Genomic DNA, 15,627 nt, shown 5'->3' on the forward strand with positions numbered 1-15,627 from the left:
GTTTTGAATAAAGCCCAAACGCTATCCACGCGCTACGACCCCCGCGAGCTCTCTGATGAGGAGTTGGTCGCACGCTCGCATACCGAGCTTTTTCACGTAACGCGCGCCTATGAAGAACTGATGCGGCGTTACCAGCGAACATTATTTAACGTTTGTGCGAGATATCTTGGGAACGATCGCGACGCAGACGATGTCTGTCAGGAAGTCATGTTGAAGGTGCTGTATGGCCTGAAGAACTTCGAGGGGAAATCGAAGTTCAAAACGTGGCTCTACAGCATCACGTACAACGAATGTATTACGCAGTATCGGAAGGAACGGCGAAAGCGTCGCTTGATGGACGCATTGAGTCTTGACCCCCTCGAGGAAGCGTCCGAAGAAAAGGCGCCGAAACCCGAGGAGAAGGGCGGACTTGATCGCTGGCTGGTGTATGTGAACCCGATCGACCGCGAAATTCTGGTGCTACGATTTGTCGCAGAGCTGGAGTTTCAGGAGATCGCAGACATCATGCACATGGGTTTGAGTGCGACAAAAATGCGTTACAAACGTGCTCTAGATAAATTGCGTGAGAAATTTGCAGGCATTGCTGAAACTTAGTTCAGCGCAAATATCTCTTACGTGTAGGCAAGTTCTGATAGACTTGCCGCCGAGTTGTCCCCCGGTTTGCGGGACTGCTTCACAATCACCAGATGGGGATTTAACGGATGAAACTGAAAAACACCTTGGGCTTGGCCATTGGTTCTCTGATTGCCGCCACTTCGTTCGGCGCTCTGGCACAAGGCCAAGGCGCAGTTGAAATCGAAGGCTTCGCAAAGAAAGAACAATTCGACAGCGCTCGTAACTTCAAGAACAACGGCAACCTGTTCGGCGGTTCGATCGGTTACTTCCTGACCGACGACGTTGAACTGCGTCTGGGCTACGACGAAGTGCACAACGTGCGTTCCGACGACGGTCGTAACATCAAGGGCGCGAACACCGCTCTGGACGCTCTGTACCACTTCAACAACCCAGGCGACATGCTGCGTCCGTACGTATCGGCTGGTTTCTCCGATCAGAGCATCGGTCAGAACGGTTCCGGCGGTCGTGACCGCTCCACCTTCGCCAACCTGGGCGCTGGTGCCAAGCTGTACTTCACCGAGAACTTCTACGCCCGTGCTGGCGTTGAAGCTCAGTACAACATCGACCAGGGCGACACCGAGTGGGCTCCTAGCGTTGGTATCGGTGTGAACTTCGGTGGCGGCTCCAAGCCTGCTGCTGCTCCAGTTCCAGCACCAGCTGAAGTCTGCTCCGACAGCGACAACGATGGCGTTTGCGACAACGTTGACAAGTGCCCGGACACCCCAGCCAACGTAACTGTTGACGCTGACGGCTGCCCAGCAGTTGCTGAAGTTGTTCGTGTTGAGCTGGACGTTAAGTTCGACTTCGACAAGTCGGTTGTGAAGCCAAACAGCTACGGCGACATCAAAAACCTGGCTGACTTCATGAAGCAGTACCCATCCACCACCACTACTGTTGAAGGTCACACTGACTCCGTCGGTCCTGACGCTTACAACCAGAAACTGTCTGAGCGTCGTGCAAACGCCGTTAAGCAAGTTCTGACCAACCAGTACGGTGTTGAATCGTCCCGCGTTCAGTCTGTTGGCTACGGCGAATCCCGCCCAGTTGCTGACAACAAAACTGAAGCTGGCCGCGCTGTTAACCGTCGCGTAGAAGCGCAGGTTGAAGCTCAAGCTAAGTAATTAGCTGCCGCTCTGAGAAAAGCCCGGCTTAGGCCGGGCTTTTCTTTGTCTGCGATTTGAGTCTCAAACGTTGAAAAAGTCAGGTTGTTCCTACATCGAGGCCACACGCGTCTCGCTGGCTTGCTCCGCATTACCAGCCACCGCGCCGATCACCAGTATCGCAGGGCTCTTCAATTTGAATCTGTAGGCCGCTTCGCTCATTGCCGTCAGATCACTCCGGCATTCGCGCTGCTCCGGCAACGATGCATTTTCGATCATTGCCACCGGCGTATCCGCCGCCATCCCGCCTGCCAATAACTGATCGCGAATCTCGCCCAGCTTGGCCACACCCATATAAATCACCAGCGTTGTGCCACTTTGCGCCAATGCCTGCCAGTTCAACTGGCTGTCGTCCTGAGTATGCGCCGTCACCAGCGTCACACCTCGCGCCACACCCCGTAACGTCAGCGGAATATCGCACTGCGTCGCCCCAGCGAGCCCGGCGGTGATGCCATTGACCAGTTCCACCTCGACCCCACGCTCACGCAGCCACTGCGCCTCTTCGCCCCCTCGGCCGAAAATGCACGGATCACCACCCTTGAGCCGCACCACACACTTGCCGTGGCGGGCATAGCGCAGCATCAGCCGATGGATAAACGCCTGCGGTGTCGAACGACAACCGCCGCGTTTACCCACGGCAATGATGCGCGCGCCGGGGCAGTGTTCCAGCACCGCATCGTTGACCAGATCATCGATCAGCACCACATCGGCTTCGCGTAAGGCGCGTACCGCTTTGAGGGTCAGCAGTTCGGGATCACCAGGACCTGCGCCCACCAGCCAGACTTTTGCATTCATGGTGTTTTCCTCATCAGATGACGGCGACTGGCTGCACATCGGCAGCCAGCAAACGTTTTATTTCCGGGACACACGAGCCGCATTGCGTGCCGCAGCCCAAATTGTTTTTCAAACCTTGCAGATCCAGCCCTTGGCGAATGCCGGCGCAGACCGCGTTGAGACTGACGTTCTTGCAGTTGCACAGGGTTTTATCCGCGCTGGCCTGTACACCGACGCTGCCCGGTGGTGCGCTCATCGGCGCCAGTAACCAGCGCCGCAGTTGTTCGTCGGCGCGGCCCTCCAGCCACAAGCCTTGCAACCAATGCTGCGCGAGGGTTTCGCCGGCCAGGCGAATCGCGGTGATACGACCGTTTTCAATACGCACGCGCTTGCCAATGGCCCGGCGAGGATCGTCATAGGCCAAAACCGGGCCGTCGATCAGTGACAGGCATCGGTCGATTTCACTGAGCAATTGCGCATCCGGCGCCTCACTGCTCGCAGCGCGTATCAGCAGCGCCGATCGCTCACGTCCGACAAGGCTGATACTTACGTAGGAAAATGCCTCACAGAGCGGTCGTAGCGTCTCGAAATGCCGTTGAACATCGCCCTCGATCAAGGCGAATAATTGCCAGGGCAGATTGACCGGTTCCACACGGACGCCGCTGTGCTTGAGTTCCGGTTGTTTCGACAGCGGATCAGAGGCCGGCAGAGTCAGGCTGTTTACGCCGCCCTTGAGAAAGCGGTCGCCCCAGTGCATCGGCAGAAATGCTTGCCCCGGACGTACGCTGTCATCACTTCCGACCGCGACAATAACTGCACCGCGACGACTTTTAAGGTTGACCAGATCTCCCGGCTGCAAACGGTGCCGGCGCATTTCGTCTGGATGCAGACTCAACACCGCTTCGCTGACATGCCCGAACAATTGCGCCGCCGTGCCGGTGCGGCTCATACCGTGCCATTGATCACGCAGGCGGCCAGTGATCAACGTCAGCGGAAAGCGTGCATCACGCTGTTCTTTGGCGGCGCGGTAAGGGTCGGCAATGAAATGAGCGCGGCCAGTGGCCGTAGGAAAAATACCGTCCCCGTACAGTCGTGTTGTTCCTACGCGGGCGCCGACAGGGAAGGGCCATTGCTGCGGTCCGATCTCGTCGATCAGCGCATGACTGATCCCGGACAGATCCAGATCGCGGCCATGCGTCAGCCCTTTGAATTCATCGAACAACTGCGCAGGTTGGGTGAACGCAAACAGGCTCGGTTCAACGGGACGCAGATGTTTCTCCAGGCGTTGTGCGAAATCTACCGTAATCGCCCAATCCGGCCGCGCCTCACCCGGTGGGAGGATGGCTTTGCGTACGTGGGAAATGCGTCGCTCGGAGTTGGTTACCGAGCCTTCCTTCTCGCCCCAACTGGCAGCAGGCAGCAGTAGATCTGCGAACGCAGCGGTTTCGGTGGTGCGAAAAGCCTCCTGCAACACCACAAACGGGCAAGCTTCCAGCGCCGCGCGCACCGCACTCTGATCCGGCATCGATTGCGCAGGGTTGGTGCAGGCAATCCACAACGCCTTGATCTTGCCGCTGCGCACTTGCTCGAACAGTTCGATGGCGCTGAGACCAGTGCTTTCCGGCAGTTGATCCACACCCCAATAAGCCGCCACTTCGGCGCGGTGTTCAGGGTTGGCCGCGTCACGATGACCCGGCAACAGGTTCGACAAACTACCGGTTTCGCGTCCGCCCATGGCATTTGGCTGACCGGTGAGAGAGAAAGGTCCTGCACCCGGACGGCCAATTTGCCCGGTGGCCAAGTGCAGATTGATCAGTGCACTGTTTTTCGCGCTGCCGGCTGTGGACTGGTTCAGGCCCATGCACCACAGCGACAAAAAACTCGGCGAAGTACCGACCCATTCGGCGCACTGCTGCAATTGCTCGACGCTGATGCCGCATAACTGCGAAACCATTTGCGGGGTGTAATCGCGCACCAGATTTTTCAGTTCGGCGAGGCCATCGGTGTGCGCTTTGACGAAATCGCGATCAATCCAGTCTTCCCACAACAACAGATGCAAAATCCCATGAAACAAAGCGACATCGGTACCGGGCAGAATCGCCAGGTGCAAATCGGCAAGGTCGCAGGTGTCGGTGCGCCGAGGATCAATGACGATGACTTTCATCTGTGGGCGTCGGGATTTTGCCTCTTCCAGCCGGCGAAAAAGTACCGGATGGGCGTAGGCCATGTTACTGCCGACAATCATTACGCAATCGCTGAGTTCCAGATCCTCATAGCTGCACGGCGGGGCGTCGGCGCCGAGGCTGCGCTTGTAGCCGACCACCGCCGACGACATGCACAGGCGTGAATTGCTGTCGATGTTGTTGGTGCCGACCAGTGCCCGCGCCAGTTTGTTGAAGGCGTAGTAGTCCTCGGTCAGCAACTGTCCGGAGATATAGAACGCCACGCTGTCCGGGCCGTGTTCGGCGATGGTTTCGGCGAACACGTTGGCGGCATGCTCCAGCGCGGTGTCCCAATCCGTGCGGCTGCGCGCCAGGCCTTTGCCCAAACGCAGTTCCGGGTACAGCGCGCGGGCCGCGAGGTCGCCGGTCAGGTGCAGGGTCGAGCCTTTGCTGCACAGTTTGCCGAAGTTGGCCGGGTGCGCCGGATCGCCGCTGACGCCGAGGATGCGCTCGCCGTCATGCTCGATCAGCACGCCGCAGCCGACCCCGCAATAACAGCAGGTCGAGGCGGTCGTCTGGCGGTTCATCAGACCGCGTCCCGCAGAGCCAACTGCACCCGACCGTTTTCGACCCGCGCCGGGTGATGGTGCGCGCAACCGATGTCAGGCGCCTGCGCTTCGCCAGATTCGAGATCGATTTGCCAGTTGTGCAGCGGACAGGCCACGCGTTTGCCGTAGATCAAACCTTGTGACAACGGCCCACCCTTGTGTGGGCAGCGGTCGTCGAGGGCGAAAACCTCATCGTCGCTTGTACGAAAAATCGCGATGTCACCTTTCGGTCCGGCAATGATCCGCGAACCGAGGGTATTGATCTCGTCGAGGGCACAGATATCCAGCCAGTTCATGCTGGCACCTCCAGATTTTTCACGGGGATTACGTCGAATTCTTTCTTCAGTTGCGGCTGCGCCAGACGTTCTTTCCACGGGTCTTGTTCGAACGACAGGGAGAATTGCAGGCGCTCGTTCAGGGCTTTGCGGCGCTCCGGGTCTTCCAGCACGGCTTTCTTGATGTGTTCCATGCCGACCCGTTGCAGGTAGTGCACGGTACGTTCGAGGTAGAAGGCTTCTTCGCGATACAGCTGCAGGAAGGCGCCGTTGTATTCGCGCACTTCTTCGGCGGTTTTCAGCTTGACGAAGAACTCGGCGACTTCGGTTTTGATCCCGCCGTTGCCGCCGATGTACATCTCCCAACCGGAGTCGACGCCGATGATTCCTACGTCTTTGATTCCCGCTTCCGAGCAGTTGCGTGGGCATCCGGAGACGGCCAGTTTCACTTTGTGCGGCGACCACATGTTGAACAGGTCGTGCTCAAGCTCAATGCCCAGTTGCGTCGAGTTCTGCGTGCCGAAGCGGCAGAACTCGCTGCCGACGCAGGTTTTTACCGTACGGATGGATTTGCCGTAGGCGTGGCCGGAGGGCATGTCGAGGTCTTTCCAGACGCCGGGCAAGTCCTGCTTCTTTATGCCGAGCAAGTCGATGCGCTGACCGCCGGTGACCTTGACCATCGGCACGTTGTACTTGTCGGCCACATCGGCAATTCGCCGCAGTTCCGAAGGGTTGGTCACGCCGCCCCACATGCGTGGTACCACCGAATAGGTACCGTCCTTCTGAATGTTGGCGTGCGCACGCTCGTTGATCAGGCGCGATTGCGGGTCGTCCTTGGCTTCGCCGGGCCAGGTGGAAATCAGGTAATAGTTGAGGGCAGGGCGGCACGTTGCGCAGCCGTTCGGCGTGCGCCAGTTGAGGTAGCTCATGGTGCCGGCGATGGTTAGCAGATGCTGTTCGCGAATGGCTTGGCGGATCTGGCCGTGGTTGAGGTCGCTGCAACCACAAATGGCTTTTTCGCTTTTCGGTTTGACGTCGGCCGCGCCGCCAACGGTGTTGATCAGGATCTGTTCGACCAGCCCGGCGCACGAGCCGCAGGAGCTGGCCGCTTTGGTGTGTTTCTTTACTTCATCGACGCTGAACAGGCCGTGTTCCTGAATCGCTTTGACGATGGTGCCTTTGCACACGCCGTTGCAACCGCAGACTTCGGCGGTGTCGGCCATGACCATGGCTTTGTCCTGGCCCTGATGTCCTACATCGCCGAGGGCGTTTTCGCCGAACATGAGGTGATCGCGGATCTCGCCGATGGCGTGATTCTCACGAATCTGTCGGAAATACCAACCGCCATCTGCCGTATCGCCGTACAGACAGGCGCCGACCAGCACGTCATCCTTGATCACCAGTTTTTTGTACACGCCGCCGATCGGATCGGAGAGGGTGATGGTCTCGGTGCCTTCGCCGCCCATGAAGTCGCCAGCGGAAAACAGGTCGATGCCAGTGACTTTCAATTTGGTCGAGGTTACTGAGCCCTGATAACGGGCGAAGCCCAATTGTGCGAGGTGGTTGGCGCACACCTTGGCTTGTTCGAACAAGGGCGCGACGAGACCGTAGGCGATGCCGCGATGGCTGGCGCACTCGCCGATGGCGTAAATGCGCGGGTCGTAAGTTTGCAGGGTGTCGTTGACCAGGATGCCGCGATTGCACGGGATGCCGGCCTTCTCAGCGAGTTCGGTGTTGGGGCGAATGCCGGCGGCCATTACCACCAGGTCGGCGGGGATGATGTCGCCGTTCTTGAACTGCACCGAGCCGACCCGGCCATTGCCGGCGTCGTGCAAGGCCTGGGTCTGTTCACACAGACGGAAGTGCAGGCCTCGGGATTCGAGGGCAGTTTGCAGGAGTTGGCCGCTGGTTTTGTCCAGTTGCCGCTCCAGCAGCCATTCGCCGATATGCACCACGGTGACGTGCATGCCGCGCAACATCAGGCCGTTGGCGGCTTCGAGGCCGAGCAGGCCACCGCCGATGACCACCGCGTGTTTGTGGGTTTTCGCGGTGTCGATCATCGCTTGAGTGTCGGCGATATCGCGGTAGCCAATCACGCCGTGCAGGGTGTTGCCGGGGATCGGCAGGATGAATGGCGTCGAACCGGTGGCGATCAGCAGGCGGTCGTATTCGGCTTCGGTGCCGTCCTCGGCGATCACCCGGCGTTTGACCCGGTCGATCTCCACCACTTTGCGGTTGAGCAGCAACTTGATGTGGTTTTCCAGGTACCAGTCGAGGTCGTTGAGCACGATCTCCTCGAAGGTCTGCTCACCGGCCAGCACCGGTGATAGCAGGATGCGGTTGTAGTTGGTGTGCGGTTCGGCGCCGAAGACCGTGATGTCGTACAGCTCGTTGCTCAGCTTGAGCAGTTCTTCGAGGGTGCGGACCCCGGCCATGCCATTGCCGATCATCACCAGTTTGAGTTTTTTCATCAGGTTCTCCGGGGAGCTGCGGCTGGCCTCTTGTGGGCAGTCAGGCCTTGCTCGAGAAATTTTGCGCAAACAAAAAAAGGCGTCCCGCTAGTTGCCTAGCGAGGACGCCTTTGTCCTGGTCCCGTTCTCTCGGGAAGCGCAGCCTTCGTCGTTGAAGGTTGGGCTTTATGTGTGTGTTGAGTGGGGTAATGCAGTGGTTGTGCCAAGTGGGGGAATGGCGTGTTTATTAGGCGGGAGCGGTTATTGACGGGGATTTTTTGCACCGAATCGACGCGGGTTGCTCGTTCGTGGGGCATTCAGGCAGACAGAATTGTTGTGATTGGGCTGGCCTCTTCGCGAGCAGGCTCGCTCCCACAGTGGATCGGAGTCGTTCACAAAACCCCTGTGGGAGCGAGCCTGCTCGCGAATGACGCGACGCGGTCTCAGCCGTGAAACAACAAAACCAGCAGCACCAGATTCCCCAGCAGAGCCACGATCGCCATCGTCCGCCACACCTTCAAAGGCTCACGTTCCAGTAACGGTCTGGGCCGCACACTCAAACTCTGCCTCTCGCCCTGTTCCAGCACCAACAACCATTCCTCAGCCGTTTCAAAGCGCAACTGCGGATCAGCCGCAACGCCGCGCTCCAGACTCTGCGCCAGCCATTCCGGCAGGTCCGGCCGAAAACGGCTGGCACTTACCGGCAGACCAAAGCGCGGTCGCTGAAACGCTTCGATCTCGCCATAGGGAAAATGCCCGGTGAGCAGGAAATACAAGGTCACACCGACCGCATACAAATCCTGCTGCACATTCGGCGGATCCCCACGAAACGCTTCCGGGGCGATATAGCTGGGCGTTCCCGGTAGTGTCGACGGCGCGTCCTCGGACAAGCCTGGGCAGTACGCCAGACCAAAATCCAGCAGACGCAATTCGCCGTCGTCGCCCACGTGCAGGTTTTCCGGTTTGATGTCCCGATGCAGGATCTGCCGCCGATGCAGCAACCCGACCGCACGCAACAGGCGCTCGGCGATGTCCTGCCACTGCGCCAGCGGCAATGGGCCGGACTGCTCAAACAGCTGCGCCAGCGTCGCCCCGGAATATTCGCGCATCACGTAGTACAAATGCTGACGCTGCTGGCACGCATAGACTTCAGGAAAGTGGCGACCGGCTACGCGTTTCAGAAACCATTCCTCGGACAACAGTGCTTGCCCGGCGTAGGAATCATCGGCGGAACGCGTGGGTAGGGTTTTCAGAAGCCACGTCTGACCTTGTCCATCAAGCACCCGATACAGCAGCGATTGCTGGCTCTGAGCGACAACATCCAGCACTTGCCAGCCTTCGAACGACTGACCGGGTTTCAACGGTGGCGGTAGAGGCCATTGCTGCAGATGAATCAGCGCATCGCCGATACTGGCCTCACCCAAAGCATCCACCCGCACCAGCAAAGCACTGGCATTGTCCTGGCTCCCCGCTAGATGCGCGGCGTTGACCAGTGTCTGCGCGGCACTGTGCAGATCCGGCTGATCACGCAGAATCGCTGCAATCGCGGTATCGCCCAGCGTTGACCAGACACCGTCACTGAGCAAAACAAAGCACTCTCCGTCGCGCAGTTCACCATCAAGGAAGTCCAGCACCAGATGCTGATCCAGCCCCAATGCACGCTTGAGCACATGCTGCATGCCCGGCTGATCCCAGACATGATCCTCCGAGATCCGCTGCAAATTATCGCCGTGCCAGCGATACACCCGACAATCGCCGACGTGGGCGAGGGTAAAACGCCGACCGCGCATGACCAAAGCACTGACCGTGGTGAGCAACGGTTGCCCACCCCCATTGGCCTGCAACCAGCGGTTTTGCGCGAGCAGCAGGCGATCCAGCGCCTGCGCCACGCTCCAGGTTTCCGGCGTGGCGTAGTAGTCGAGCGCCAAGGCCTGCAAGGTCGAACGCGCAGCGAGGCCGCCATCGGCGCATTGGCTGACGCCGTCGGCGATGGCGAACAGATAACCTTTGCTCGCCGCCAGCGCCGGAGCCGGTGTCACCGAACGCAAAGCGTCCTGATTCTCCGCACGCGGGCCGGTGGCGCTGGCTTCGGCAAAACTCAGTTGCAGGGCCATCGACGCTTCAGACCCGCGCCGCCGTCACTGCCGCTGAACCCCAGGTGGTTCTCCAGCGACGCTTGACGCCGTGCAGGCCAAACCATGCCAACACGCCGAGGCTGGCGAACAACCACAGGGCCAGTTGATAGCTGCCGGTGCTCTGCTTGATCGCGCCCATGCCGGCCGCCAAGGCAAAACCGCCGATGCCGCCGGCCATGCCGATCAGGCCGGTCATCACGCCGATTTCCAGACGAAAACGCTGCGGTACCAGTTGAAAAACCGCGCCGTTGCCCGCGCCCAATCCGAGCATGGTGCAGACGAAAAGTGCCAGTGCAGCGTAGGAACTTGGCAGGTTGAAACCAACCGCGGCGATGCACACGGCGGCGACGGTGTACATCGCCAGCAATGTGCGAATGCCACCGAAGCGATCCGCCAGCGCGCCACCCAGCGGTCGCATCAAACTGCCGCCGAACACGCAAGCTGCGGTGTAGTAACCGGCGGTCACCGGGCTCAGCCCGTACTGATCGTTGAAGTAGCCGGGCAGGGCGCTGGCCAGACCGATGAAGCCGCCGAAGGTGACGCTGTAGAAAAACATGAACCACCAACTGTCACGGTCGCCGAGGGCTTTGAAGTAGTCAGCCATGGCTTTGGCTTTTGGCCGCTCAGGCGCATTTTTTGCCAGCCAGGCGAACAGCACCAACGTCAGGATCAACGGAATCAGAGCGAAACCGAAAACATTGCTCCAGCCGAACGCAGCGGCGAGCACCGGCGCGAGCAGCGCGGCGAACACGGTGCCGGAGTTGCCTGCACCGGCAATGCCCATGGCTTTGCCCTGATGCTGTGGCGGATACCATTGCGAGGCCAGCGGCAGGGCGACGGCGAACGAGGCGCCGGCCATGCCGAGAAACAGGCCGAGGATCAGCGCCTGCTCATAACTGTGGATGCCGATTTTCCAGGCACCGAATAGCGCGCAGATCACAATGACCTGACCGATCAGCCCGGCGGTTTTCGGCGACAGACGATCGGCGAGCATGCCCATCACGAAGCGCAGTACGGCGCCGGCGAGGATCGGTGTTGCGACGACGAGGCCACGTTGTTGCGTGGTCAGGTGCAGATCAGCAGCGATTTGCACCGCCAACGGGCCGAGCAGGTACCAGACCATGAAGCTCAGGTCGAAATAGAGGAAGGCCGCGAACAGGGTCGGGGTGTGGCCGGATTTCCAGAAGCTTGAATTCATCGCGCACCTCAGCTGAAAAGAGTCTCGAAAGGAGTCATGCAACAGCAGGTGGGGCGCCGCCACGGCCGCACCACCGGCCCCGAGCTGTGGGGCCAAAACGCAAAAACGCCGCTACCTGATTCGCCGGTTGGGCGAACGGGTGAGCGACGTCTTTGTCGTGGGTGGGGCAACCGCCGTTGGTTACCTGTGCGTTTTACTTAGCGAGATTTGTGCCAACAGCCGGAAAGTCAAAAGCCCCTCACCCTAGCCCTCTCCCAGAGGGAGAGGGGACTGATTGGGGGATGCTCGCGAAGTACGCCGACCTGTGATTTCTGCTGTGAATCCATAATCGACTCGGTCTTTCAGGTCGATGTTTGACGTCAGACTGCTCGGTCGGTCCCCTCTCCCAGAGGGAGAGGGGACTGATTGGGGGATGCTCGAGAAGTACGCCGACCTGTGATTTTCTGCTGTGAATCCATAATCGACTCGGTCTTTCAGGTCGATGTTTGACGCCAGACACCTAGGTCGGTCCCCTCTCCCTCTGGGAGAGGGCTAGGGTGAGGGGCTTTTCAAGCGCTCAGAGCATTTCAGCCCAGCAACTCACTCATGGCAATAATCTGCTCCGCCACCTGAATCAGCTTCTGCTGCCGGCTCATCGCCTGGCGTCGCATCAAGGTGTAAGCCTCTTCCTCATTGCAATCCTTCATCTTCATCAATAACCCCTTGGCCAGCTCAATGCGTTTGCGCTCAGCCAATTGCTGATCCCGCGCCTGCAACTGCGCGCGCAAGGCCTGATCACTCTCGAATCGCGCCATCGCGACATCGAGAATCGGCTGCAGACGCTGGGCGTGAATGCCTTCGACGATGTAGGCACTGACCCCGGACTTGATCGCCTGGCGCATCACCCCCGGATCATGTTCATCGGTAAACATCACGATTGGCCGTGGCTGGTCGCGGCTGACCAGTACCACTTGTTCCATGACATCGCGGCTCGGTGACTCGGTATCGATCAGAATGACGTCCGGGCGCACCGTTTCGACGCGCGCGGGCAGGTCGATGGTCAGGCCGGACTCGTCGATCACCTCGAAACCGGCTTCAGTCAGCGCGGCTTTCAGGCGCCCGACTTTTTTCGCCGTGTCATTGATCAGCAGAATGCGCAACATATTCGCGGTCTCCTGTCAGCGGCGGGCGAGAAGGGGAACGTCGTCGCTCATCGCGTGCAGCTTGAAGCTGCGCGCGTAAGCGGCCGGGTCGCTGCCGTCCCAGATTTTGCCGTCGAGCAACTGGCTGCTGCGCATGTCGGTACCCCACGCCGCTACGCCGACGGCGGTGGCGGCGTCGCGATATAGATCGAGTTGCTGAACCTGACGGGCGACAGCGAGGTAATCCGGGTCTTCGCGCAGTAAGCCCCAGCGACGGAACTGGGTCATGAACCACATGCCATCGGACAAGTAGGGCAAATTCACCTCGCCATTGCCGTGAAAGCGCAGCGCATGAGGATCCTGCCAACGATTGCCCAGCCCATCGGCATAGTCACCGAGAAAACGCGGTTCGATGCACGAAAGCGGCGCGTCCAGATATTCCGGAGCGCTGAGCAATTGCGCGGTGCTGCGACGATTCTCCGGGCTTTCTTCGATAAAGCGGCTGGCTTCAAGGATCGCCATCACCAGCGCGCGCGCCGTGTTCGGGTATTGCTCGACAAATTCGCGAGTGCAGCCAAGGACTTTTTCCGGGTGATCGGGCCAGATGGTCTGGCTGGTGGCCAGGGTAAAACCCAGATTCTGCTGCACCGCGCTAGCCGCCCAAGGCTCGCCGACACAAAAACCGTCGATGCGCCCGGCTTGCAGATGCGCAACCATTTGCGGCGGCGGCACCACCACACTGTCGACATCCTGCAACGGATGAATGCCCTGACTCGCCAGCCAGTAATACAGCCACATCGCATGAGTGCCAGTGGGAAAAGTCTGGGCGAAGGTAAGTTTTGCGCGGCTTTGGTGCACGTGCCGATCCAGCGCTTCAGGACTGCTCACGCCAAGGTTCTGCAGACCGTGGGAGAGGTTGAGGCTCTGACCGTTCTGATTCAGCCCCATCAGCACCGCCATGTCGGTCGACGTCACGCCGCCAATGCCCAGGTGCACGGCGTAGATCAGACCGTACAGACTGTGGGCGGCATCCAGTTCGCCGCTGACCAGTTTGTCACGAAGGTTGGCCCAAGAGCTTTGGCGCTTGAGATTCAGGGTCAGCCCGTAAGGCTGGGCAAAGCCCTGTGTGGCAGCAACGACAACCGATGCGCAGTCGCTCAACGCCATGAAGCCGAGGTTGATTGCAGTCTTTTCCGGGGCATCGCTGCCATTGACCCAGGCCAGTGGCCCTACCGAAGGTTCATTCATACACCGCCACCTCGAAAAAAAGCGCCGCCGCGGACTTTGCGCAGGCAAAACCCGGGACGACGCCATTGTCCTTGCCCGCCTGCCGTCATTGGCCTGCGCGCTGATAGTCAAGGAGGGTGCAAGGCATATGCCAGTGCCAGTGATTTGCGCGTGCGCCTCGCGCCGCAGGTCGATGCCCGGCTATAATCGCCGCCTCTTTTCGCCGCCCGAGTCATCGCCGCCCATGTATTCCCTGGCCCGTCAGCTGTTGTTCAAACTTTCCCCGGAAACCTCCCACGATCTGTCGCTGGATCTGATCGGCGCGGGTGGGCGTTTGGGCCTCAACGGCTTGCTGTGCAAGGCGCCGGCGAAGAAGCCGGTGACGGTCATGGGCCTCGAATTCCCGAACCCGGTGGGTCTGGCGGCCGGTCTGGACAAGAATGGCGCGGCCATCGATGGCTTCGCACAACTGGGTTTCGGTTTTGTCGAAATCGGCACCGTGACTCCGCGCCCGCAGCCGGGCAACCCGAAACCACGGATTTTCCGCCTGCCGGAAGCCGAGGCGATCATCAACCGCATGGGTTTCAACAACCTCGGTGTGGATAACCTGCTGGCGCGCGTGGCCGCGGCGAAATACAAAGGCGTGCTGGGCATCAACATCGGCAAGAACTTCGATACCCCGGTTGAACGCGCGGTCGACGACTACCTGATCTGCCTGGACAAGGTTTACGCCCACGCCAGCTACGTGACGGTCAACGTCAGCTCGCCGAACACTCCGGGCCTGCGCAGCCTGCAGTTCGGCGATTCGCTCAAGCAATTGCTCGCGGATCTGGCTACCCGCCGCGCCGAACTGGCGTTGCGTCATGGCAAACATGTGCCGTTGGCGATCAAGATCGCGCCGGACATGACCGACGAAGAAACCGCGCAGGTGGCTCAGGCCCTGATCGAAACCGGCATGGACGCGGTGATCGCGACCAACACCACCCTGAGCCGTGTTGGCGTTGAAGGCATGGAGCATGGCGACGAGGCGGGCGGTCTGTCGGGCGCGCCGGTGCGTGAGAAGAGCACGAATACCGTGAAGGTGCTGGCCGGCGAGTTGGCTGGGCGGTTGCCGATCATTGCGGCGGGCGGGATTACTGAAGGCAAGCATGCGGCCGAGAAGATTCTCGCCGGTGCGAGCCTGGTGCAGATCTACTCTGGCTTCATCTATAAGGGCCCGGCGCTGATTCGTGAGTCGGTAGACGCGATCGCCGCCCTGCGCTGATCCAATTGTGGGAGCGAGCCTGCTCGCGAAGGCGCCAGTTCAGTCAATATTTCTGTGACTGACACACCGCTTTCGCGAGCAGGCTCGCTCCCACAGGTTTCGTGTTCAAGCACAAAAAATGAGTTTTCCGGCATAAAAAAGGGCTCCTCGAAGGAGCCCCTGGGCCGCAGCCCGCCGTCCGGGAAGGACGTGCATGGTAAGTCGTTACAAATTCAGATTGTCGTGTCGGAATTAATGCCCTGTGTCAGCCGACGGCGTGAAGTTCGTTGAGTCTGTGGATTCCCGCAGTGCCGGTCATACCGTCCCAGTTGTCGCCGCGTCCTTCTCGCCAGCCGTTAATCCAGGCTTGGCGTACCGACGGTAGAGTAAATGGGCAAAGCTCACGGGATTTGCCACCAACGCCATATTGATATCCGCGCAAAAATGCTCTTTCCAACGGATCACGCTTAAGTCTTCTCATAGGGTGTTTCCCTCACTTGTTGACTGTTTTGTGTCGCGTTGACCTCAACTGAGGTCTGGCAGAAGAAACCTGCCATGGTGCGGCTCGCTGCCGGCGTGGCGAGCCAAGGTGTTGACGCCGTTGCGACGTCAACCTGTGCTCAGTTCTAACCAATGAGTCACATCGAGGGAATGATCGT

Annotated in this window: 12 protein-coding genes; 3 read left to right on the forward strand and 9 right to left on the reverse strand. The window is 59.7% G+C overall.

The window, feature by feature from the left end; translation table 11 throughout:
- Positions 1-3 precede the first annotated feature (3 nt).
- Positions 4-594 carry an RNA polymerase sigma factor SigX gene (gene sigX / locus HU718_RS10165; RefSeq protein ID WP_011333251.1) on the forward strand — a complete coding sequence of 197 codons (591 nt, stop codon included), beginning with the start codon at positions 4-6 and terminating at the stop codon, positions 592-594.
- Between the two features lie 107 nt (positions 595-701).
- Positions 702-1,736, forward strand: a complete 1,035-nt coding sequence (locus tag HU718_RS10170; protein ID WP_016985589.1) for an OmpA family protein — start codon at positions 702-704, stop codon at positions 1,734-1,736.
- A 90-nt stretch (positions 1,737-1,826) separates the two neighbouring features.
- On the opposite strand, the gene cobA is transcribed toward HU718_RS10170, so the two are convergent.
- From cobA to HU718_RS10210, 8 genes are all read right to left on the reverse strand, one after another.
- Positions 1,827-2,570 (reverse strand): uroporphyrinogen-III C-methyltransferase, encoded by a 744-nt coding sequence (gene cobA / locus HU718_RS10175; RefSeq protein ID WP_186613703.1) that lies wholly within the window; start codon positions 2,568-2,570, stop codon positions 1,827-1,829.
- Positions 2,571-2,583: 13 nt separating this feature from the next.
- Positions 2,584-5,298, reverse strand: a complete 2,715-nt coding sequence (locus tag HU718_RS10180; protein ID WP_186613702.1) for a nitrate reductase — start codon at positions 5,296-5,298, stop codon at positions 2,584-2,586.
- Positions 5,298-5,615, reverse strand: coding sequence for a nitrite reductase small subunit NirD (gene nirD / locus HU718_RS10185; protein ID WP_150705793.1), 318 nt, complete (start codon positions 5,613-5,615; stop codon positions 5,298-5,300). Before nirD ends, HU718_RS10180 begins: the two co-directional genes overlap by 1 nt.
- The gene (gene nirB / locus HU718_RS10190; RefSeq protein ID WP_095120051.1) at positions 5,612-8,065 is read right to left on the reverse strand and encodes a nitrite reductase large subunit NirB; all 2,454 of its coding nucleotides are present in this window, start codon (positions 8,063-8,065) and stop codon (positions 5,612-5,614) included. Before nirB ends, nirD begins: the two co-directional genes overlap by 4 nt.
- A 422-nt stretch (positions 8,066-8,487) precedes the next feature.
- Positions 8,488-10,158, reverse strand: coding sequence for a bifunctional protein-serine/threonine kinase/phosphatase (locus tag HU718_RS10195; protein WP_186613700.1), 1,671 nt, complete (start codon positions 10,156-10,158; stop codon positions 8,488-8,490).
- Positions 10,159-10,165: 7 nt separating this feature from the next.
- The gene (locus tag HU718_RS10200) at positions 10,166-11,377 is read right to left on the reverse strand and encodes a nitrate/nitrite transporter (protein WP_095111816.1); all 1,212 of its coding nucleotides are present in this window, start codon (positions 11,375-11,377) and stop codon (positions 10,166-10,168) included.
- 566 nt (positions 11,378-11,943) lie between these two features.
- Complete coding sequence (locus HU718_RS10205; protein ID WP_007916390.1) at positions 11,944-12,519, reverse strand: ANTAR domain-containing response regulator; 576 nt, start codon at positions 12,517-12,519, stop codon at positions 11,944-11,946.
- Positions 12,520-12,534: 15 nt separating this feature from the next.
- Positions 12,535-13,746: a CmpA/NrtA family ABC transporter substrate-binding protein gene (locus tag HU718_RS10210; protein WP_186613698.1), complete on the reverse strand. Its 1,212-nt coding sequence runs from the start codon at positions 13,744-13,746 to the stop codon at positions 12,535-12,537.
- A 223-nt stretch (positions 13,747-13,969) separates the two neighbouring features.
- Between HU718_RS10210 and HU718_RS10215 the strand changes: the two genes are divergently transcribed.
- Positions 13,970-14,989, forward strand: a complete 1,020-nt coding sequence (locus HU718_RS10215) for a quinone-dependent dihydroorotate dehydrogenase (protein WP_095120055.1) — start codon at positions 13,970-13,972, stop codon at positions 14,987-14,989.
- 244 nt (positions 14,990-15,233) lie between these two features.
- On the opposite strand, the gene rmf is transcribed toward HU718_RS10215, so the two are convergent.
- The gene (gene rmf, locus HU718_RS10220; protein ID WP_003223300.1) at positions 15,234-15,449 is read right to left on the reverse strand and encodes a ribosome modulation factor; all 216 of its coding nucleotides are present in this window, start codon (positions 15,447-15,449) and stop codon (positions 15,234-15,236) included.
- Between the last annotated feature and the right edge of the window lie 178 nt (positions 15,450-15,627).

The sequence above is a fragment of the Pseudomonas tensinigenes genome, assembly GCF_014268445.2.
Taxonomy (GTDB): domain Bacteria; phylum Pseudomonadota; class Gammaproteobacteria; order Pseudomonadales; family Pseudomonadaceae; genus Aquipseudomonas; species Aquipseudomonas tensinigenes.